The organism is Bacillus cereus (assembly GCF_002567495.1).
GTDB lineage: Bacteria > Bacillota > Bacilli > Bacillales > Bacillaceae_G > Bacillus_A > Bacillus_A cereus_AQ.
On the sequence record NZ_NVAP01000065.1, the window covers coordinates 1 to 20,864 of the forward strand.

Here is a 20,864-nt window from a genome sequence, read left to right on the forward strand (position 1 = left end):
AACAGGAGCGACAGGACCAACAGGACCAACAGGAGCAACGGGAGTAACCGGAATAACGGGTACTAGTACTACAAATGTATCAAGTTTTGCTGCCAACACTACCGGTGCAACAATTCTTGTAGTTTTAAGTGGAACCCCAGTACCTCTCCCTAGTAGTCAATCTCTTTCTGGCGGTATAACAGTTGATGCTACGAATACTATTTTCACAGTACCGAATACTGGGCGCTATTTCATTAACTATGAAGTCAATTTAGAAGCTGCTTTATTACTAAGTTCACAATTACTTATTAATGGTGTGGGTAATACAGCTTCTACAATTACTCCTTTACTTTCAGTTAGTCAATTTAATAATACTATTATAGTACCATTAACAGCAGGAAGTACTATAACATTACAATTATTCGGATTAATTGGTGCTGCTATTTTATTACCAGGAAGTGCTGGTGCTACATTGACAATAATGCAAGTTTCATAATGAATTTATTTACAAAGAAAAAAGANNTCTTTTTTCTTTGTAAATAATGGTTAAGATCTTCATAGGAATAATTGCAAGAGTAGTAAGTGTAATGAATCTAACATTTGATATTATTTCAATACCTACTGGTATTGAAATAGCGTGTCTAGTAAAAGGAATGAAACGTACTGTGACTATAACATCAGTTCCATAACGATTGAACCATGACTCTGCATGATCAACATGTATTCTTTGAATAAAAATATATTTGTCATAACGGCCAATTCAATATAGCTGTGTTATAACGCCACCAATTGTCCCAAATACAATAGCACTTAGAAAAGATATGATTCCTGATGATACTAAATAACCAGCGTAAGCTAATAGGATTTCAATTGGGATTATTCCGATTATTATTCCGAGCATTACTCCCCAATAACCAAGTCCTTCTAGAAAAACTAAAATCCAATGGATTAAATCACCTACCAAATATGAATTTTAAAATATAATATATAAATTATTCATAGTAATATTTGGTGAAAGTTTTATTGTATACAATTACTCATTTTCATTGTGATGGGTAACTCAAAGAATTCATTTAACAAAAGAAATAATTCATCAATATACTACAATTTTTAAGATTATTCGGATTCTAGATTCTACAACATTTCAGCTTCCAGATAAATTTTCTTCACATTATCAAGGTTCAGGTGGAAGTAGCCATACGGCAGGAGTCAAAGTTCAATTGGAGTATGACCTATTGAGTGGGAAATTCTTGCACGTTTATGTAGGAGAAGGAAGAGAAAATGATAAAACCTTTGGTTCAACAAGCCTACAAACCATTCGACCAAAAGGCTTGTATATAAGAGATTTAGGCTATTTCGACTTACATGACTTATAGAAGATCCATGATAAAGGAGCTTACTATATCTCACGTTTGAAATTAAATTCCCGAATCTATCGTAAGAATGATAAGCCAGAGTATTTTGGGAATGGGACCGTGAAGAAAGGAACACTTTGTATTCAGTTAGATAGGGAAGAACTCATGAATCAATTGTCCCCTGGTCAAATAATGGAAATTTCAAAGGCATACATTGGACAGTATCAAAAATTACCAGCTCGTGTTATTATTCATCGATTAACAAATGAACAAACAGAGAAAGGGTTAAAGGAAAAAGCCAAAAAAGAAAAGAAGAAAGGTATTACCTACAAAGAACGACGTGAGCGGTTGAGTGGGATCAATGTATATATTACAAATCTTCCTGCAGAAAATGTTCCAACAGAACATATCCATGACTTGTATTCATTACGTTGGCAAATGGAAATTTTGTTCAAAACATGGAAATCTTTCTTTCAAATCGACAAGTGCAAAGAGATCAAGAAAGAACGCTTAGAATTCCATTTATACGGGCAACTCATTAGTATTTTACTCTGTTCATCGACGATGTTCAAAATGCGTCAGCTACTCTTGGATAAGAAAAAGAAAGAGTTAAGTGAATACAAATCCATCTATATGATAAAGAATTATTATCTATTGTTTTATGAGGGACTACAGAAGGGCATCCATGAATTATTAAAAGTTTATTGCGTTTGTTTTACCTGTTAGAAAAAAACGGACGAAAATCTCACCGTTATGAAAAGAAAACAGTCTTTGATATCTTAGGCGTTGTGTATGATTGTACGTTGTCACAAAGTTTCCAAGTTGCATAATTTTTTAAAAACACCTATTTAATAGGTTTATTTGTTATGCACATCTTTAATGTAGTCGCATAAATTTCAAAAAACATATTCACATATACCCTCTAGTCCCCCTTAACTTGATAGTGATGTATGGTGACCCCAGTAAGGGGATTCTTCCTTTTATAGTTTTTTTTCCGGGTTGCATTTTCTGAATAAAGAATAATATCAAGTTGATGTATTTAATGTGATATTATATATTGAATTCTTTAGGAAAATATCATTTATAGCCATATTCAGGAGGACTTATGAGTAACCAAAATAATAATGAAACACCAAATAAAATGGAAATCGTGGTCATGATTTTAGGACTATTTTTACCTTTATTCCTCCCAGCGCTTTTAATGCTAGGATTAGGCAAATGGATGCCAGATGAAATTGTATATCCTGGAGTATTGTCATTATTCCTTTTATCTTTTGAACTATTCATCGTAGCGGCTATTTTTACAAAGATCTTAAGTCAATGTGGATTACCGCAAAAGAAATTAGATGAATTAGGATTCTTAGGATTTACAATTTCAGTAGTTACATCATTCCTTGCAACTTATGTAGGCTACTTTGGAATAGAAAAGATAGGTTTAACTTCTGTTGAGTTATCACCTCATGGTATTTTAATTGTAGCAATTGTATCCACAATCATCTTAACTATTTTATTAAAAGTACTGGAAAAATTTGATACAGATACAAATGAATAATATTTAAGCATAAAACCACCGATTTAATGAACCGGTGGTTTTTTTAATTGTACCTAGAGCTATTTTTAAATTTAAATGTGATAATATTACACTTAATAAGGACTTAATATTTTATTATTTGTACTAGTAAATTTCAATGTTTTTCATAAAATGTAATCCAAAACACGGGGGATTGTATATGCGTAAATTGTTTAGTGGAAAACGTATACTAGAAAGAGAAACAAACGAAGGCTCATCGTATTTTGTAGTACCAGAAGAGAAATTTCAGAAGTATGTGGCGTTAAGGGGATACTTAATCCCATACGGAGTTTTCAATAAACCGAATAAATGGGTAAATATGTATACAATAAACCCATTGGATACATATGTTTTAGTAACAGAATTCAAGCCTGAAGAGTATGAGTATATGATTTACGAAGAAACAAGGGTCGCTAGACAATTGCATCAAATATTAGAGCCTTATGGAATAGATATTAATAATGAATTTGAAGAGTTCGTAAAGTTGGAAGAGATTCCCGAAGCAGCCATAAGCAAAGTAAAGGATTGCTTAGTGGAAAAAAAGTGTATGAATGAGTATCCAGAAGACTTTCCAGTAGTCGACGGCTATGAATATATAATTGAGGACGAGAAAAATAAACTTATTATTGAAACTGAAACTTATCATAATGATGACACACTATATGACCAAACGGGGAATTTTGATCATAGTTATATCGTTGAAACTTATCGTCAGACAGTTACAAATGGATTTATTTATGTATTTAAAACGCATGATAATGAATGGTATCAATATTCTGCAGAAGACGCTAGTAAAGACTGTTGGATAATGAAAGAAGTATATGATGATGAGTTAGAAGATTTACCAATTTCATCTTATGGACTTATTGAAACAGAGAAACGTGAGATTCCGGAAGAAGATTTAATGCCTAATATTAACTGGGAGGAATTACTCGATCCGAATAGAGAATGTGATTTCTATTACTCTGATAAAATGTTTGCAATGAGTTTCTTAGCAAATGAGGGAAGATATAATGTAGTGAACATTAATGGGGAATGGAAAAGATATAGTGAAATGGTTTTTAAAGGAGAAGCACCATCTTCTAAATGGGATGATTTAGTATTTATTGGGACGGCTAAACAAGGGGCAACTGAAGGAAAACAATTTACCCAAGAAGAAATGATGCAATTTGCAGTGTATATGCTAGAAAAAAGAGAGAAATCATCATTGCATTAATCAAAAAAAGCTATTATAGGGTCAACATATTATTTTAATTTACTATAAAATTCACATAATTTTCACAGATGTTTTCTTTTAAAGGTAATATTTGTTATATAATAAGTTTGTCAAAGCAGTTTCTAAATAGTTTACCCTGTCATTTCTGTTAAAATGGTTTGTTTTGCCCTTGTAGTTACATTATCTCAAAGAGAACTTGTAGAAATTACTACAAGTTCTCTTTGTTTTTCTAATAGGGGTCACCATACATGCCCATCAACTTAAGAACGGAAACAAAATGAACTTTCGCTCGTCTTTTTTGAAGTTGTTTTTCTGTTAATCGATTAAAAATAACACGTGAAAACAGTTGTTGTTTATCACCAATATAAGCATGTTTTAATTCAAATGTTTCTCCGGGCTGTAGTTGGTTTAAAAGCTGTTTCACATCAATTTGTATATATTCCGATTGCTTCTTAATTGCACCATTTTTAAAGTATTCTGGGTTTGGATTTTTCACATATACATTTGTATTTAATTTTAAACGAGAAATATAGTATGTACCTCGTTGATCCATTTGATCTAAGTCTTCCAATGAAAAATAACCCAAGTCACGAATACATAAATCTCCTGGTCGTAAGGTATCTAAGCATTCAGTACCAAATGTTTTGTCATTATTTTTCCCTGGTCCAACTTGAAAGTTAAGAAATTCCCCACTGTGCAAATCATATTCTAGTTGAATTTTGATTCCAGCTGTTTGGGCACACCCTCCAGAGCCTGGATATACATTCTCTAAAGCATTTGGCACTTGAAATACGGTGGCATCTAGGATACGGATTCGTTGAAAATAAGAGAAGAGGTGGTTAGAAATTTGTGTTTGTTCACATACTTTTTGTTCTAACAGTAAAGAAAAAATATGTTTTAAAAACAAAACTGCTTTCGCATTTAAACGTTTATTTAAGCCCTCAGGGCTGAGTAGAGTACCTGTCGCTGCATGAAGCCTACTACATAATCGAACTAAAGGATCACTTGCCACCCGTTGACTAATCCAAATACAAATAGTAGCTAAGTCTGATCCAGAAAACTTACGTTTTCGCTTTATAAATCCTAGTTCTCTTGCAAGTTCTTCTAAAAATACAGGTGTCACATATCGTTATAGTTCTTCAGAAAATGATTGTAGTTCATCTTGAATCGAAATATTCATAAGAAAACGCCATCCTTTCTAATCTAGTTTTTTTAGAAAGAATAACGTTTTTTTGGTACTTAGAGGTATTAAAATCGCTTGAGTTGATGGGCATGTATGGTGACCCCTATTACCCTGTATTTAAATACAAATGCCATTGCCTTTGCTTGAAATTATTTAGCTATTGTTCTTAATAATTGATCGACCAACAATTGAGATTTTAGACCTTCTAATCCATCAATTAGTGGTTTTTCATCATTTTGAATACAATCAATAAAATGCTGTACAGCATCTTCAAACCCTCTTTGCTTTAACGTTGTATCCCAAGAAGGAGAAAATGAAGTAGATAGGTTATTATTAGACTCAACTTCTAAAGTATTCATGTTCTTAATCCTTAAAATTGCTCCATCTGTTAATAGTTCAAGCTTCTCAAGGTTAGTACCCGCTTTTCTATGCATATCTGTAAAGAAAGGTACTCCTTCCTTAGATTTATAAACATGTCCGGCATATACTAGGTAATTCTCACTACTTATATTTACCGTTCCATGTAACACATCCAAATCACCATTTGCTAGCCATCTTACTGTATCAACTGCATGTAAATAATCGTCTAACATTCTAAATTCATAAGAATAAGGACCCATACTATCGGTTCTATGTTTTTCAAAACGAACTGATGCTATGTTTTGAGCTTGTTGTTTTGCTTGTACATACATAGGTGCAAAACGGCGATTAAATCCAACCATAAGCTTTCTTCCTGATTTTTCACTTAACTCAACTAATTTTTCAGCTTCTGCAACTGTTGCTGCTAGTGGTTTATCAACATAAACGTCTATCCCTTTAGTTAAAAGAGAAGATACAACTTCAAAATGAGTACTAGTAGCACTATGTACAAAAACTGCATCACACTCTTCAGCAAGTGCTGATAAACTATTAAAGTCTTGTATACGATACTGATTACAAATCATTTTTCTTTTATCTTTGCTTGGGGAAAAAGCACCTATAAACGTCCAATCTTTTTCTTGAGTAAGAATTGGTAAATATGCTTTTTGTGCAATACTTCCTAATCCTATCATGCCAATACGAGGTTTTTTCATGTTTGATCATCCTTTTGTATTGATGTAATTAATAACAAAGTTAGTTTACACAATTTATGATGTATAGACAACTGAAATATTTTTTTTACGGGAATTAAATCACGTTGGAAATAAAAGTAAGGCTATGACCTATTTTTACACGTATCTCGGCTGAATCCCATAAAAAACGCCATCCTTTCCTATAATTCTGCAGAAAGGATAACGTCTTTTTGGCTTTATGGATAGTGCAAAACCTTAGTTTTATAGCGATGTATCGGTGCCTTATATATCTGTTTAATCATTATTTCTGTTACCTTTATACATTTACATAATCTTCATTATCAGAAGTGCGAAAAGCTAGTATTTTACTAGATTTTTTAATCAGTAAAAAGTCATATGCTTTTTATCTTCTTTATAATATTGTAAACGATCTTGTAAAGTACCAGTATGAAACTCAAACTTGTGACCATCTAGATATGTAAAATAAATTGACCGTTTATCTCGGTCATCTCTTTCTCGTCCAGGTAAGATATTAACATGATTTTGAATTAATATTTCTTTTAAAGAATCAAACTCATTATTTGTTACAGTGAAAGCTATATGTGTGTAAGAGTACTGAATTTCGTTTCTTGGTATACTTTCTTCCGCATTTAGAGCAATCCATAAACCATTTAAATCAAAATAAGCTAACTTTCTACCTTTTACTAATAGTTTCGCTTGAAGTATAGTTTGATAAAAATCAATAGCTTTCTCTAGATTTGCAACTGAAAAACAAATGTGGTTAATACTATGTATCACGTTTCATTCTCCTTGTTAATTGATTAAGTTATATATCCCATTATAAGTAAAAAGGCATTTTTCTACTAGGAGTACAGACCTATCACTATCAAGATAATAAAATAAAATCCTCTCTAAAATGAAAAAATACGCTATTCTTTCTGTAGAATCATAGGAAAGGATGGCTTTTTTCTATCTAAAATGTAGGAGGAGCATCGTTTGTATTTTAAAATGTAAAAAGTTTTTGATATTTATTACTTAAGTAGGTAAACTAATAATGTAAAAAGTTTTTGACAAAATTAGGGGTGATGTATATATAAATGGAGAACGTAATCCGGGTTTTACGTAAGGAGAAAAAACTTTCCCAAGATGATTTAGCTAAATTATGTCATGTTTCAAGACAAACGATTAATGCGATAGAAAATAATAAATATGATCCTACATTGGAACTTGCTTTTAGTTTGGCGAAAAATCTTGGTGTAACAGTTGATCAATTGTTTATTTATAAAAGCTAGATGAGGAGAAAAAACAAATGAAGAATGGAATTAATATCTTATTTACTGGTTTTTACATTTTGATTATGGGTTTACTTGCACTTGAGTGGTATCAGAAGCAACAGCTCTCTATCACCACGTTATTTGTAGCTACGCTCATTTTGCAATCATTATTCATGAAGAGAATTTTAAAAGATAAAAAAGAGAATGATCATTTTATCGATGAAATGTTTTTACATATCAGACAGAAGAGCTTATCAATTTGTTGTTTTATAATGTATGTATTAACTGTAGGTATTTTATTTATAACAGAAGGAACATGGAACTTTAACCATATGCATAACAAACCGTTAATCTTTTTAGTCTTTTTATATCCTATCGTTTACCAAATTAGCCATATATTTATTGGAAGGCGCAATTCTTAATTTTGATGCATAAACAATAAATTTATTTGTAAAGGAAAGATTAGAATGGAAATTATTTTAATAATTATTTTGGTCGGAATATTTAGCTTATTCACACGAAACTTAGCAGGGGAAGGAGGAGGGTTATCAAAGGGCGATGAACGTCAAAAAATAATATTTAAGGATGCTTCCATTACAAGTTGGCAAGTTATCCTTTTTTATGCTTTAGTACGTCTATTGGCAATCACACCATTTATAAAGCATTTATTTGTTAATGAAAAAACATCCATCCTTTTATCCAATTCTTTTTTTACAAATGGTGGAGATATCTTAGTTGTCGGTTTATTAGGATATACGATAGGGATTTTTGGTAGTTATATAATGCGTACGCAAATTTGATAGTAGAGGTTACGCAACAGACCCATATATAGCTAACATTTTGAAGCGCCCCCAAAAAGAAAATTTGGTCTTTTCATAGGTGTATATGAGATTTTAGTCCATTTTTTCGTTTTGGGGTACTTGCTTTTCTTAGCTTGATAGCGATGTGGCAGTACCCCTCTTCAGGTGAAGCGCCTTAGATCATCTTTCCCTTATTTTCAAAAGGACCTGCTCATTTAATCCATAAAAACATAAAGTAATTTGAATCCATTAAAATACATGAGTGACCTCATTTTTTCCTCTTACTAAAAGGAGAGATTAATATGAGTTATGGTGGTAGCTGCGGTAGCTGCGGTAGCTGTGGCGGCGGTGGTTTTGCTGGAGGCTTCGCTTTATTAGTTGTATTATTTATTTTATTAATCATCGTTGGAGCTGCTTGTTTCTGCTAAAAACTATGGGAAAAGACACTCTTATTTGGGTGTCTTTTCTTTTTTCTCAATATAAGAGCTATAAAAATATGCTATGGTTTTAATAGAAATTCCCTTTTGTGCAATGAGATAGAAATACCCAACCAACAACCCACTGTTACGGAAATTCAGTGGGCTTTTCTTTTGTTTTTACATTTGTTATAATTTCCTTAAAGGTATTACGGAGTTTCTGTACGTATATAATAAAAGAAGAGATGCGTCAACATCTCTTCAAGTAACTGCTACCGCAAGGTGAGTGGTTGCGACTAAATACTACTTTTTAGATTTAGAAGACTTCCCACGCTTGCGAGGCTGACGGGTGGTCTTCTTCTTTTTGTTTTTAGAAGTAATCTTCTTAACTACGAAAACGACAAGTTCTCGTACAATTGTCTTAATTACTTCTAATACTATTTGAAGAAATAGATCCATTGGCTACACCTCCTTTCCCCATCAAATGAGAAAAGGACAGTCGTAACCGCCCACCCTACAATATACAGTTGTTCTTATTCTATCATACTAGTACAATCTCACCAATATAAAAAAGACCACCATTACTGGCAGTCCTGGGTAGTTTTAGAGAACACAATTTCAACATTTTATATTGTAATTAATAAATAAAATTTTCAGGGGAAACTTTTACATAACATGTGATTTTTTATACCATGCTTTATTAATACATTTAGCCTTGGTATCTGTAAAATAATTAGAATTATCTAGTGTATCTATATTATTAGAACATCCTGTAATATTTAAAGCTAAGATAACCAATAAAAATAATAATATTAATTTTTTCAAATCAATCACTTCTAACTTTGTTTTATCATCACTTTTTTTATAAAACAAAAATCATACTAATTGTACATTAAATTAAGGGTGAGCACCACATCCCTATCAATATAAAAAAACATATCCCCCCTAAATGAACGTGGTTCTAGTCGGGGTACAGCCGAGATTGCACCTCTAGCTGAAAAAGCAAGAATTAAGATTTTGGAGTACCACACAAGATTTTAAAAAATACGGGAGCGATTTTGTCGTTTTCAAGGGAAAACTGATCTACGTTAATGAGTAGAGATTTCAGAATATAAGCGGGGAAATTCCCCTTCCCTTTATGCGGAATCTGACACACTCCTTATCGTTTTTGGGGGGTCTTTTTTACTTAATTTAATTTTTTTAAAAAAGCAGTTGACTAAAGAAATATTTTTATGATAATATAAAATATTTGATAAAAAACAACATGTGTGTTAAAGTTAAGAAAGTTACCATATATGGAGGTGGATTATATGTTTCAAATTGGCGATAACATTGTTTATCCAATGCACGGAGCAGGTATAATTGAAGCCATAGAAGAAAAAGAATTCTCAGGAAAAAAACAACAGTATGTTGTCATAAAAATGTCGATCAGTAATATGCAAGTCATGATTCCTACGGGTAAAATATTGAATTCGAATATACGCCCAGTTATTGATATACTTGCATTAAAGCACATTATACACATTTTTCACCATGAAGAATCCTGTAAATCGCTGCCGTGGAAACAGAGGCATAAAGTGAACACGGACAAAATAAAAACGGGTGAAATACAAGAAGGTGCTGAAGTTGTACGAGATTTAATGCGTATGAAGAAAGAAAAAGCACTCAATACAAGCGAAAAAAAATTGTTGGATGATGCATATAAATTTTTGGTCAGTGAACTAGAATTAATTAAAGGAATCACTGAAAATCAAATAAAAAGTTTCTGTTAAGGTTCATTATAAATAATGTATTATATCCTCTGAAAATATTCTAAATCTTTCGGGAATATGATGAATATTAAAAGCAAATCATTTCAAAGACATTCAATTTCTTCAACTCACTTTTAGAGTAGGAACCTCTTTTGTTATTACTTCAATCTAATCCATTTTTATTTTCAAATTTCTTTTACAAACGTTCGAAGTTTCTTTAAATAACTCGATTAAATAGTCACTTGATTTTTCAATCCTGATTCACACTGGCACGGACAAGGAGCCGTAAGGATGAAAGAGAGGTAGGGCTTTCATTGTTTTAGGTAATATACTATCTAAGTCATTATTTCTAGAAGAAGAAACAATCAATTTCATCGCTATCTTTAAGTGTTTCTTACAACTACTGAAACAGTGAATAAGAATTGTTTCTCTTCTTTACGTAAAATTGATAAACGAACTGGAGCACCATATGGTCAACTACAAAAAATGGTTTCCTGACCAGGAAACCATTTTAAATTTCATTTACATAACAATAGTAAGTTAAGCAATAAGAAGGAGCGTACACATGAAAAAAATGTTAACAAAAGAATTAAGTAATGAATTAATGAAGCGGGATGGAATCATTTCCATTACTGTTGAGCCTTACGAAAAAATCGAAGTTGGTGGGATTCGTGTAGATGGACCAGCTGTTATTCTAATTAATCAAGAATAGCTAAAAATATTTGCATGCAAGAGGAAAAGGATCTGCCTTTAAGAGAAAGGAAGATCCTTTTTGTTTGCTGCAACTTTTATTTAATGTATTGGGCTTAAAAGGAAGGAGAGGGTCGGGATTATTATGGTGGAAAGCTTAATATTGGTGGGATTTCTTTTTACGGTATATAAGTTAGTGAAAAAAAAGGAAACTAATTCATATAGCGATAGATTCTTTCTTTTTTAAGGGCAAGATTTATTTGAAAGTGAAATGGATAATTTAAAGGAGGAATTTAGATGAATGCAAGGAAAGAACGCATTAAATACAAAAAAATGTCAAAGTATTATGACCGTATATATTCAGTTTCGTTTATCCTGTTAATTATACTTGTTTGTAGTAGTGTGATAATAATAGGAGCTACAGGAGGAAAATATGGAGTATTTTTATTGTTAGCGATTTTACTTAACGCACGTATTACGAAAGAATCTCAAAAAAAGTATGAGCACTATTCTAATAAAGGGCGTATTTAAAATCCTACATATTCTAAAAAGAACAACCTATATGGGGTCACCATACATGCCCATCAACTTAAGAATGGAAACACACTGAACTTTCGTTCATATTACCAAAAAACTCTTGAAATATTTGGTATCTTTAAAAATAAGCATAACAAATAAACCTAGATAGGTATCGTTTTTAAAAATTATGCAGCTTTCTTTTGTTTTCTCAATCCATTATATTCATAGACAACACCCAAAATATCAAAGACTGTTTTCTTTTCGTATCGATGAGATTTCCACCCATTCTTCTGGAGCAAGTGGAACAGGCGGATTAAAATCTTTGTTATTTCTTGGGTGTTTTGTTGTATGGCTTGATACAAAGTCGATAAATGATCTTGAATCATTCCAATTGCTTTATATTCACTTAATTCTTGTTTCTTTTTTTGTAAAATTAACTGGCGCATCTTAAACATAGTAGAAGAACATAAAAAAATGGCAATGAGTTTTCCATAAACATGGCATTCTAATCGCTCTTGTTTAATGTTTTGCCAATGATGAATTTGAAATAGGGATTTCCATGTTTTAAATACAATCTCTATTTGCCAGCGGAGAGAGTAAAAATCGTGGATTTGTTCCATCGGAACGATTTCCCAGGGTGTGTTGGTAAAATATAGATTCATTCCAGCTAATCGTTTGCTTTTTTCCGAATATGTAATGCCCTTTTTACTTTCCGTATACACTTGCTTTTTCATGCGTTCACGAAGTTGTTTTTCAGTTAATCGATACATAATCACTCGAGTGAATAGCTTTTTATCCTTTCCAATATAAGCTTCTTTTATTTCATAGGACTGTCCTGGTTTTAAGGTATCCATAATGTGCTCTAAATCAACTTGGATGTACTGAGATTGTTTTTTTTTGGTCCCATTTCGAAAGTATTCAGGAAATTCATTTTTGATATACACCCTATTGTTTAATTTGAGCCGTGATATATAATACACGCCACGTTGGTCCATTTGATCTAAATCATCCAGTGAATAATAGCCTAAATCTCGAATACATAGATCACCAGGGCATAATGTTGATAAACACCCTGTTCCAAAGGCTTTATCATTAAATTTCCCTGGTTCCACTTGGAAATTTAAAAACTGACCACTATGTAAATCATATTCTAATTGGATTTTTATACCCGCTGTTTGAGCACAGCCACCTGATCCAGGATACACACTAGCTAAATGCTTTGGCACCTTAAAAATCGTTGCATCTAAAATACGAATTCGTTGAAAATAGGCGATTGAAGAACTAGGAATCACTGATGTTTCACAAATTTTACTTTTTAATAACGAAGAGAAAATATGTTTTAAAAAGCAAACAGCTTTTTTATTGAAACGCTTATTAAGTCCTTCTGGACTCATAAGAGTTCCTGTTGATGCATGTAGCTGACTACACAATTGGACTAATGAATCACTCGCTACTCGTTGACTAATCCAGACACAGATAGTAGTTAAATCATGCTCTGAAAACTTACGTTTTCGTTGTACAAAACCTAGTTCTTTAGCGATATTTTCGAGAAATGAAGGAGTAAGATATTCATATAATTCTTCAGCAACTAGTTGTAATTCATCAGATACAGAAATAGACATACAAAAACGCCATCCTCTCGTTTTGAATTTATACTGAAAGAATAGCGTTTTTTTCACTTTTAAATAGTCTATTAAGAGTTGTTTCTTGAAACGAATATATGACTTATTTGGTAAACGATAGGATATAAGAAAACCAGAAAAATTAACGGGTTATTATGCATATGGTTAAAATTCTATGTTCCTTCTGATAAAAATAAAGTACCTAAAGTTAATACATACATTACAAAACAACAAATTAATAAGCTTTTCTGTCTGATATGTAAAAACATTTCATCAATAAAATGCTCGCTCTCTTTTTTACCTTCAAAAATTCGCTTCATAAATATAGATTGCAAAATGATTGTTGCTACAAATAACGAAGTTATAGAGACCGGTTGCTTCTCATACCATTCAAAAGCAAGTAAACCCATAATCACAATGTATAAACAAGTAAATAAGATATTAATTCCATTTTTCATTTGTTTCTTCTCCTTATCTAGCTTTTATAAATAATTGATCAACCGTTACACCAAGGGATTTAGCTAAATTAAAAGCAAGTTCCAATGTAGGATCATATTTGTTATTCTCAATCGCATTAATCGTTTGTCTTGAAACACGACATAATTTAGCTAAATCATCTTGAGAAAGTTTTTTCCCTTTACGCAAAATACGAATTATGTTTTCCATTTTTTTAAACCACTAATATTTTTGAGAGTTAAAAAAACGATAATCCTTCTATATCTTGAATAGAAAGAATACCGTTTTTTCGTTTTGGGGTATTTGCTTTTCTTAGCTTGATGGTAATGGAGTGACAACTTTGTAATCTTCTTGTAAGGAAAATAGATATTTAGAATCTTCCGTTTATTATAGAGTAAAAGAGCACAAAGTTAATTTTACCCCGCATTAACTTGCAGTAAGACTCACACTGATTAAAGTTTCACTTTATAGTTGACTTTTTGTCATTGGTAGAGATGATAGCTGTGTGGATAGTATGAAACAGCAAGCAACCAGCGATACAATATGAATAGAGGAGAGGAATTCCTTATGAAAACACGTAGTCAAATTACATTTGCAAGTCTTACACTTTTAATGGCTGGAGGTTCCCTGTTATACACAACATCAAACTCAATTGTAAAAGCAGAGCCCACTCAAAATGTATCTAATTCGTTACAAATAAGCACCCAACGAGATCGTAATTCCGTCAAACAAGTAATGCGGGATACATTACAACTTGGATACCCAGGGATACTTGCTAAAACTTCCGAGTGTGGAAAGACATGGAGTTATGCCGCTGGGATAGCGGATTTGAGAACCAAGAAACCAATGAAAACAGATTTTCGCTTTCGCATTGGCAGCGTAACGAAGACGTTCGTTGCAACAGTTCTACTTCAATTAGCTGGAGAGAACCGCTTGAATCTAGACGACTCCATCGAAAAATGGTTGCCTGGTGTCATTCAAGGAAACGGATATGATGGTAAACAGATTACTATCCGGCAGATATTGAATCATACAAGTGGTATTGCTGACTACATACAGTCAAAAGACTTTGATATTATGGATACAAAAAAATCGTATACGGCTGAAGAATTCGTAAAGATGGGGATTTCTCTTCCCCCAGATTTTGCCCCAGGAAAGGGCTGGTCTTATTCAAACACAGGATATGTATTGCTGGGTATCCTTATTGAAAAAGTAACTGGAAACAGCTATGCGGAAGAGATTGAAAATCGGATTATTGAACCCCTTGAATTATCGGACACATTCTTACCTGGCAATTCAAGCGTTATTCCAGGAACCAAGCATGCCCGTGGATATATCCAACCAGACGGAGCAAGTGAGCTAAAAGACGTTACTTATTCTAACCCAGGTAGCTCGGATGGAGAGATGATTTCTACTGCTGACGACTTAAACAAATTCTTCTCTTACTTGCTCGGTGGCAAATTACTGAAAGAACAGCAACTAAAGCAAATGCTTACTACAGTTCCTACAGGAAGAGAGGGAATGGATGGATATGGTCTTGGAATCTCTGAAACTAAGCTTCCAAACGGTGTCTCGATATGGGGACACACAGGTGGCGCTCTAGGGTTTACTACCCTTGTTGGAGGTAGACTTGGAGGTAAGCATACGTTGGTAGTCAATTGGAACAGTTTAGGTAGAGCTGACAGCCCTAACCCTTATAAAAATATTTTACTTGCTGAATTTAGTAAGTAAGCAATAAGGAAAAATAGGATGATTGGTTTAACAAATCATTAAGTGGAGCTATCCACATGAAATTGGTACAGAAAAGCTATGGAGAGGGAGGGAGTGAACAGTCGGTTCACTCCTTTCTTTTATTATTCCTTACTGAAATTTTCCAGGAACTTTCTAGCCAATGAGGACATGTAACGGTCCTTAATCCAGATTGCCGCAATACTGGTCTGGAGGGAAGGACTGTCGATTTCCTTATAAATTAGACTACTGTGGTTCGCCAGCTCAAACGCGGATTTCGGGATAATTCCGATGCCGAGGCCGGCATTGGCCCATAGTAGGGTGGTACGTGCATCATCATTTTTACAGATTAGGTTTGTTTCGAAGCCGGCTTTCTGACAAGTCTCGCGAATCAGCTGTTCAAATCGGCGGTAAATGACCAGAGGGCGCTCGTGCAGCTCTTCGATTTGGATTGCATCCCGCCCGTTGCACCAATCTAGCTCCGGGGTCATCACGGCGATCATCGGCTCTTTTTCCGCACATTTGTATCCCATCCCCGCATTATGAAAGGGAGTTCTGACGATTCCCAGTTCGATGACCCCACTCTGTAGCAATTCAATGACCCTGAACGTGTTTCCTTCATGGATTTCAAATTTGATCCCGGTGTAAGCTTTGTGAAATTCGGATAATCTATCCTTTAATAACGTTGCTCCAGAGGAGGAAACCGTTCCAATTGCTAATGTTCCCTTCAGCCCTTTGGCAAAGTCACTGACCTCTCTTGACGTCGAATCTGTTAAATCTACAATTTGCTGCGCTCTACGGTGCAGAATCTCCCCGGCGTCCGTGAGCCGGATACTGCGTGCACCGCGCTCTACCAGCTTCACGCCAAGTTCCTCCTCTAACAGCTTAAGCTGCTGGCTGAGAGGGGGTTGAGCCATTTGCAGTTTTTTGGCGGCCGAGGTAATCTGGCCTTCCTCCGCAATCATCAGGAAGTATTTCAATTGCCTAATGTCCATAAGGTTCTCCTTTTGAATTACCATATTATTTTCATATAGATTAGATACTAATCAAATATTATTAATATGGAAGATGTTATGTTATTTTTTAATCATATCCGGTAAATAAATTTCGTCAAACCTTTTGTATTGCATTAAATTGAATATTTTAGTCCAAGTTCGGAATGGCCGCTTTTTAGTACTGAGAAGTTTGGATAAAGCTAGGCTGTGAGGAGCGGAGCGTACATAGTTTGTACGTGAGCGCCGGAATGCCCAGGTGAATTCAAGATTCGATATCGAAATCACTTCATGAGTTACTTCATAATCAAAAGCGACCTTTATAACAATTATGATGGGGATGATACTTTGTTTAGACTCATAACATTTTTAAAACCTTACAAGAAGGAAAGTATTCTTGGCCCTTTCTTTAAGCTGGTGGAAGCAATTCTCGAACTTTTTCTTCCGACGATTGTGGCCCTGATTGTAAACCATGGAATAGGCAGGCATGATATCGCTTATGTATGGAAGATGGGTGGCTTAATGGTGATCATGTCGATACTGGGCTTCGGTAGCTCGCTGATTTGTCAATATTATGCAGCCCGGGCATCACAGGGGTTTGGTACAACACTGCGTAATACGCTGTTCCGGCATATCTCGACGCTGTCTTATACTGAGATTGACCGCTTTGGGACACCATCATTAATCAACCGTATCACAAATGATGTCAATCAGTTACAAATCGCGGTGGCGATGCTGATTCGGCTTGTGATTCGTGCTCCGTTCATTTGTCTTGGCGCAATCATCATGTCGATGCTGCTTGATTTTAGACTATCGCTTGTTCTGATTGCGGCAACACCTGTGTTTGCTATTATTCTATATTTAATAATTACCAAGACAGCACCTATGTATCGGTTATACCAGAAGAAGTTGGACAGAATCACACTAGTATTGAGCGAGAATTTGACGGGAGTTCGCGTCATCCGTGCGTTCGCCAAGAGACAGGCCGAGAAGGCGAGATTTCGCGAAGCTTCCGACGACATTACGGCCACTGCAATCCGAGTAGGGCGGGTGTCTGCTCTGCTTAATCCGGTAACGACTGTTGTTGTCAACGGTGCGATTATCGCTATTCTATGGATTGGTGGTTTCCACATTAATGCGGGGACATTATCTTCTGGCGAGGTCATCGCCTTTATTAACTACGTGACGCAAATTTTGCTCGCTTTGATTGTCGTGTCGAATCTAATTATTATTTTTACAAAGGCAGCGTCCTCAGCATCAAGGATCAATGAGGTGTTCGAAACCGTTCCTTCTATTGCTGACCTTGTGCCTGAGGAGCGAGAACAGTCTCCAGTGAAAATAGAAGACAAGGAGGATGGTCCCGCTGTTACATTTAATCATGTTTCCTTCGGATATAGTACAACGAGTGAACCGGCACTGACAGATATATCGGTGGAGATAAAACGTGGCGAGACTGTGGGAATTATCGGTGGTACTGGTTCAGGCAAATCTACATTTGTGAACCTGATTCCGAGATTTTATGATGCTACCTCGGGACAAATACTCGTCAACGGAATTGATGTAAGGGATTATAGTCTACATGAGCTACGCGGCGGGATTGGGATTGTTCCGCAGAAGGCACTGCTCTTCACAGGGACGATTGCCGATAATATCCGCTGGGGTAACGAATTAGCTTCGAATCAAGAGGTCAAACGGGCAGCTATCATTGCCCAGGCCGATGAATTCATAACGAAAATGCCAGAAGGCTATAACACTCTGGTGTCGAGAGGCGGACTTAATCTGTCGGGTGGGCAGAAGCAGCGATTAACAATCGCCCGGGCAATTGTTGCCAGTCCCGATATTCTTATCCTTGACGATTCTTCGAGTGCACTTGATTTTGCCACAGATGTGGCGTTAAGAAGGTCGATTCGGGAAAACAGCCAGGGAATTACGGTATTCATCGTCTCGCAGCGGGTTAGCACCGTGCAGCAGGTGGATAAAATCATAGTCATCGAAGACGGACGGATTGCTGGCATCGGCACCGATGCTGAACTCAAGCAAGATTGTAGTGTCTATCAAGATATTTGTCGCTCACAGTTCTCTAATGAGGAGGTAGGACAACAATGAACATGAAGCAAACATGGGGAAGACTACTAATTTATACAGGAAAATACAAAAGGTATACAATCTGGGCCTTCATTAGTGCGATTATTAGCGTAGCTTCCAGCTTGATTGGTCCATTTATGATTGGGATTACGATTGACCATATGGTCGGCGAGGGTGCTGTTGAGTTCGCGGACATATTCAGACTGCTTATCCAGCTTAGTCTGGTTTATCTCATCGGAGGGTTGTTCGGTTGGTTGTTGACATATCTTACGAATCGGCTTGCTAATCAAACAGTAAATGATTTGCGCAGCGAAATGTTCGACAGGCTGAATGTACTGCCACTGAAATATCATGATAATCATCCGCAAGGGGACAGCATCAGCCGATTCGTAAACGATATGGATGCCATATCGGACGGGTTGCTACAGGGATTCTCCACATTATTAACCGGTGTTGTTACAATCATCGGGGCGATTGCGCTCATGTTGTATACGAATCCGCTCATGACCGTCGTCGTGCTGTTATCTGCACCAGTGACTTTCTTCGTAGCGCGGTTCATCACGATGCGCTCCCAGCAGCTATTTCGTGATCAGGCCCGTATATTGGGTGGGCTGAATGGCTATGTCGAGGAGATGATCGGCGGACAGAAGGTTGTTCAGGCCTTCCGTTATGAAGACCACTCTTTTGCGGAGTTTACAGCGCGAAATGATGAATTGTATCACACCGGGGTAAAATCACAATTCGTCAGCTCTCTGTCGAATCCATCCACCCGTTTGGTGAATAATGTTACCTTCTCAATCATCGCCTTAATTGGGAGTATTATGGTCATTATGTCTAGAATATCGGTCGGGGGACTATCGAGTTTCCTGATTTATGCCAATCTGTTCGCTAAACCGTTCAACGAGATTACCGGAGTAATTACACAGTTACAATCAGCTACGGCCTCGGCACAACGCATCTTCCAGGTACTTGATGAATCGGCGGAATCATCGGACGCTGAAGATGCAGTTCATATCCCAGCTAAGCAGGGGACGATTACATTCCAACATGTGAAGTTCGCTTACCAGCCTGACCGGCCCCTTATTACCGATTTGAACCTAGTTGTCGAACCAGGCACACGTGTCGCAATTGTGGGACAGACCGGTGCTGGCAAGACAACGTTAGTGAATCTGTTAATGCGATTCTATGATGTTGATGCCGGCGAGATTACGATAGACGGTATTAACATTAATGATATGGCCCGTGACAGCTTACGCCATACCTTTGGGATGGTGCTACAGGATACTTGGCTGTTTGGCGGGACAATCCATGACAATATCGCCTATGGGAAACCGAATGCTAGCCAGGAGGAAGTTATAGCAGCCGCTAAGGCAGCTAACGCCCACAGCTTCATCAAGCGGCTGCCGAAGAGCTATAATACAGTAATCAATGGCTCCGGTGACAGCCTGTCCCAAGGACAGAAACAACTCTTGACGATCGCTCGGGTTATGCTGGTTGATCCGCCTATGCTAATTCTCGACGAAGCGACGAGCAGTATTGATACGCTGACAGAGATTCGTATCCAGGCGGCGTTCCTGAAGATGATGGAAGGCAGAACGAGCTTCGTTATCGCCCACCGTCTGTCGACGATCCGTGAGGCAGATATGATCCTTTACATGAAGGACGGGGATGTCGTCGAGAGCGGCAATCATGAGCAGCTACTGGAGCGCGGCGGGTACTATGCTAATCTATATAACAGCCAATTCGCGGCTGTTAACGGTTAGTATACCACCATTTTATCATATGTGTTAGAAGGTAGTGCAACATCAAAAATTATCCCTGATACAGTGTAGTCAAATTGTATCAGGGTTTGTATTTTTTTATAAAAAACATAATATATACAGTTGAATAAACCTTGTTATAATGAGTGATAAGAGTAATCAATATGTCTCTTTAAATTTCTCATTATTGTCATTGGAACCTGAAGAAAAATAAGATTCCAATAGTGTTATGTTTGCTATTACTAATTCAAGTGTAAATAAATACATAAACTAAAAACTTTAATGTGAAATCCTAACTGAACCGCTTATAGAAATTGCATAAAGTAAAAGAATTTGGTTATTAGGGGTACCGCTACATCGCTATCAAATTAAGATCATACAGTGACCCTATTAAGAAAGCAAAAGAGCCACAATCC

19 protein-coding genes and 4 pseudogenes are annotated in these 20,864 nt (G+C 35.7%); 14 read left to right on the forward strand and 9 right to left on the reverse strand.

Annotated features, from left to right (window positions below):
- On the forward strand, window positions 1-475 hold a 475-nt coding region (locus COK05_RS31475), incomplete at its 5' end, for a BclA C-terminal domain-containing protein (RefSeq protein WP_440898759.1).
- Between the two features lie 45 nt (window positions 476-520).
- On the opposite strand, the pseudogene COK05_RS31920 reads toward COK05_RS31475, so the two are convergent.
- Window positions 521-943 (reverse strand): annotated as a pseudogene (locus COK05_RS31920) (DedA family protein); the annotation flags it as partial.
- Between the two features lie 91 nt (window positions 944-1,034).
- On the opposite strand from COK05_RS31920, the pseudogene COK05_RS27590 reads away from it, so the two are divergent.
- From COK05_RS27590 to COK05_RS27600, 3 genes and pseudogenes are all read left to right on the forward strand, one after another.
- Window positions 1,035-2,164: pseudogene (locus tag COK05_RS27590) on the forward strand (IS4 family transposase); the annotation flags it as partial.
- Between the two features lie 275 nt (window positions 2,165-2,439).
- Window positions 2,440-2,886, forward strand: a complete 447-nt coding sequence (locus COK05_RS27595) for an epimerase (RefSeq protein WP_098615072.1) — start codon at window positions 2,440-2,442, stop codon at window positions 2,884-2,886.
- A gap of 178 nt (window positions 2,887-3,064) precedes the next feature.
- Window positions 3,065-4,120: a hypothetical protein gene (locus tag COK05_RS27600; protein WP_098615073.1), complete on the forward strand. Its 1,056-nt coding sequence runs from the start codon at window positions 3,065-3,067 to the stop codon at window positions 4,118-4,120.
- 280 nt (window positions 4,121-4,400) lie between these two features.
- On the opposite strand, the pseudogene COK05_RS27605 reads toward COK05_RS27600, so the two are convergent.
- The 3 genes and pseudogenes from COK05_RS27605 to fosB form a co-directional block, all read right to left on the reverse strand.
- Window positions 4,401-5,243 (reverse strand): annotated as a pseudogene (locus tag COK05_RS27605) (IS4 family transposase); the annotation flags it as partial.
- Between the two features lie 209 nt (window positions 5,244-5,452).
- Window positions 5,453-6,376, reverse strand: coding sequence for a Gfo/Idh/MocA family protein (locus COK05_RS27610; RefSeq protein ID WP_098270695.1), 924 nt, complete (start codon window positions 6,374-6,376; stop codon window positions 5,453-5,455).
- Window positions 6,377-6,736: 360 nt separating this feature from the next.
- Window positions 6,737-7,153: a FosB family fosfomycin resistance bacillithiol transferase gene (fosB, locus tag COK05_RS27615; RefSeq protein WP_098615074.1), complete on the reverse strand. Its 417-nt coding sequence runs from the start codon at window positions 7,151-7,153 to the stop codon at window positions 6,737-6,739.
- Window positions 7,154-7,452: 299 nt separating this feature from the next.
- Here fosB and COK05_RS27620 point away from each other — a divergent pair, with 299 nt between their 5' ends.
- From COK05_RS27620 to COK05_RS32255, 4 genes are all read left to right on the forward strand, one after another.
- On the forward strand, window positions 7,453-7,647 hold the full coding sequence (locus COK05_RS27620) for a helix-turn-helix transcriptional regulator (RefSeq protein ID WP_098615075.1): 195 nt from the start codon (window positions 7,453-7,455) through the stop codon (window positions 7,645-7,647).
- Between the two features lie 17 nt (window positions 7,648-7,664).
- Window positions 7,665-8,051 carry a hypothetical protein gene (locus COK05_RS27625; protein ID WP_098615076.1) on the forward strand — a complete coding sequence of 129 codons (387 nt, stop codon included), beginning with the start codon at window positions 7,665-7,667 and terminating at the stop codon, window positions 8,049-8,051.
- A 45-nt stretch (window positions 8,052-8,096) separates the two neighbouring features.
- Window positions 8,097-8,429, forward strand: a complete 333-nt coding sequence (locus tag COK05_RS27630; RefSeq protein WP_098615077.1) for a hypothetical protein — start codon at window positions 8,097-8,099, stop codon at window positions 8,427-8,429.
- A 302-nt stretch (window positions 8,430-8,731) separates the two neighbouring features.
- The gene (locus COK05_RS32255; protein ID WP_098615078.1) at window positions 8,732-8,857 is read left to right on the forward strand and encodes a YjcZ family sporulation protein; all 126 of its coding nucleotides are present in this window, start codon (window positions 8,732-8,734) and stop codon (window positions 8,855-8,857) included.
- 291 nt (window positions 8,858-9,148) lie between these two features.
- Here COK05_RS32255 and COK05_RS31485 read toward each other — a convergent pair whose 3' ends face one another.
- Window positions 9,149-9,304, reverse strand: coding sequence for a hypothetical protein (locus COK05_RS31485; RefSeq protein ID WP_016513728.1), 156 nt, complete (start codon window positions 9,302-9,304; stop codon window positions 9,149-9,151).
- Window positions 9,305-10,155: 851 nt separating this feature from the next.
- Between COK05_RS31485 and COK05_RS27650 the strand changes: the two genes are divergently transcribed.
- The 3 genes from COK05_RS27650 (at window position 10,156) to COK05_RS27660 (ending at window position 11,817) form a co-directional block, all read left to right on the forward strand.
- The gene (locus COK05_RS27650; RefSeq protein WP_141539282.1) at window positions 10,156-10,617 is read left to right on the forward strand and encodes a CarD family transcriptional regulator; all 462 of its coding nucleotides are present in this window, start codon (window positions 10,156-10,158) and stop codon (window positions 10,615-10,617) included.
- A 544-nt stretch (window positions 10,618-11,161) separates the two neighbouring features.
- Window positions 11,162-11,308 carry a BC1881 family protein gene (locus tag COK05_RS27655; RefSeq protein WP_000738552.1) on the forward strand — a complete coding sequence of 49 codons (147 nt, stop codon included), beginning with the start codon at window positions 11,162-11,164 and terminating at the stop codon, window positions 11,306-11,308.
- Between the two features lie 275 nt (window positions 11,309-11,583).
- Window positions 11,584-11,817, forward strand: a complete 234-nt coding sequence (locus COK05_RS27660; RefSeq protein ID WP_098615081.1) for a hypothetical protein — start codon at window positions 11,584-11,586, stop codon at window positions 11,815-11,817.
- A gap of 173 nt (window positions 11,818-11,990) precedes the next feature.
- On the opposite strand, the gene COK05_RS27665 is transcribed toward COK05_RS27660, so the two are convergent.
- The 3 genes and pseudogenes from COK05_RS27665 to COK05_RS27675 all read right to left on the reverse strand — a co-directional run bounded on the left by COK05_RS27665 (window position 11,991) and on the right by COK05_RS27675 (window position 14,093).
- Window positions 11,991-13,427 carry an IS4 family transposase gene (locus tag COK05_RS27665; RefSeq protein ID WP_098615082.1) on the reverse strand — a complete coding sequence of 479 codons (1,437 nt, stop codon included), beginning with the start codon at window positions 13,425-13,427 and terminating at the stop codon, window positions 11,991-11,993.
- Between the two features lie 71 nt (window positions 13,428-13,498).
- Window positions 13,499-13,885 (reverse strand): annotated as a pseudogene (locus COK05_RS27670) (hypothetical protein).
- Between the two features lie 13 nt (window positions 13,886-13,898).
- A complete protein-coding gene (locus COK05_RS27675) occupies window positions 13,899-14,093 on the reverse strand; it encodes a helix-turn-helix transcriptional regulator (protein WP_098615083.1) in 195 nt (64 codons plus the stop codon).
- Window positions 14,094-14,450: 357 nt separating this feature from the next.
- Here COK05_RS27675 and COK05_RS27680 point away from each other — a divergent pair, with 357 nt between their 5' ends.
- The gene (locus tag COK05_RS27680) at window positions 14,451-15,614 is read left to right on the forward strand and encodes a serine hydrolase domain-containing protein (protein WP_098615084.1); all 1,164 of its coding nucleotides are present in this window, start codon (window positions 14,451-14,453) and stop codon (window positions 15,612-15,614) included.
- Between the two features lie 122 nt (window positions 15,615-15,736).
- Here COK05_RS27680 and COK05_RS27685 read toward each other — a convergent pair whose 3' ends face one another.
- Complete coding sequence (locus tag COK05_RS27685) at window positions 15,737-16,606, reverse strand: LysR family transcriptional regulator (protein WP_098615085.1); 870 nt, start codon at window positions 16,604-16,606, stop codon at window positions 15,737-15,739.
- Between the two features lie 345 nt (window positions 16,607-16,951).
- Here COK05_RS27685 and COK05_RS27690 point away from each other — a divergent pair, with 345 nt between their 5' ends.
- Both COK05_RS27690 and COK05_RS27695 read left to right on the forward strand, forming a co-directional pair.
- Entirely contained in the window at window positions 16,952-18,709 is a 1,758-nt protein-coding gene (locus tag COK05_RS27690) for an ABC transporter ATP-binding protein (protein WP_255290360.1), read from the forward strand.
- Complete coding sequence (locus tag COK05_RS27695) at window positions 18,706-20,451, forward strand: ABC transporter ATP-binding protein (protein ID WP_098615087.1); 1,746 nt, start codon at window positions 18,706-18,708, stop codon at window positions 20,449-20,451. Before COK05_RS27690 ends, COK05_RS27695 begins: the two co-directional genes overlap by 4 nt.
- The last annotated feature ends 413 nt before the right edge of the window (window positions 20,452-20,864 follow it).

Coding starts and splice junctions, on each gene's coding strand:
- COK05_RS27595 (WP_098615072.1), top strand. CDS start 2,440: ATGAGTAACCAAAATAATAATGAAACACCAAATAAAATGGAAATCGTG.
- COK05_RS27600 (WP_098615073.1), top strand. CDS start 3,065: ATGCGTAAATTGTTTAGTGGAAAACGTATACTAGAAAGAGAAACAAAC.
- COK05_RS27610 (WP_098270695.1), bottom strand. CDS start 6,376: ATGAAAAAACCTCGTATTGGCATGATAGGATTAGGAAGTATTGCACAA.
- COK05_RS27620 (WP_098615075.1), top strand. CDS start 7,453: ATGGAGAACGTAATCCGGGTTTTACGTAAGGAGAAAAAACTTTCCCAA.
- COK05_RS27625 (WP_098615076.1), top strand. CDS start 7,665: ATGAAGAATGGAATTAATATCTTATTTACTGGTTTTTACATTTTGATT.
- COK05_RS27630 (WP_098615077.1), top strand. CDS start 8,097: ATGGAAATTATTTTAATAATTATTTTGGTCGGAATATTTAGCTTATTC.
- COK05_RS32255 (WP_098615078.1), top strand. CDS start 8,732: ATGAGTTATGGTGGTAGCTGCGGTAGCTGCGGTAGCTGTGGCGGCGGT.
- COK05_RS31485 (WP_016513728.1), bottom strand. CDS start 9,304: ATGGATCTATTTCTTCAAATAGTATTAGAAGTAATTAAGACAATTGTA.
- COK05_RS27650 (WP_141539282.1), top strand. CDS start 10,156: ATGTTTCAAATTGGCGATAACATTGTTTATCCAATGCACGGAGCAGGT.
- COK05_RS27655 (WP_000738552.1), top strand. CDS start 11,162: ATGAAAAAAATGTTAACAAAAGAATTAAGTAATGAATTAATGAAGCGG.
- COK05_RS27660 (WP_098615081.1), top strand. CDS start 11,584: ATGAATGCAAGGAAAGAACGCATTAAATACAAAAAAATGTCAAAGTAT.
- COK05_RS27665 (WP_098615082.1), bottom strand. CDS start 13,427: ATGTCTATTTCTGTATCTGATGAATTACAACTAGTTGCTGAAGAATTA.
- COK05_RS27675 (WP_098615083.1), bottom strand. CDS start 14,093: ATGGAAAACATAATTCGTATTTTGCGTAAAGGGAAAAAACTTTCTCAA.
- COK05_RS27680 (WP_098615084.1), top strand. CDS start 14,451: ATGAAAACACGTAGTCAAATTACATTTGCAAGTCTTACACTTTTAATG.
- COK05_RS27685 (WP_098615085.1), bottom strand. CDS start 16,606: ATGGACATTAGGCAATTGAAATACTTCCTGATGATTGCGGAGGAAGGC.
- COK05_RS27695 (WP_098615087.1), top strand. CDS start 18,706: ATGAACATGAAGCAAACATGGGGAAGACTACTAATTTATACAGGAAAA.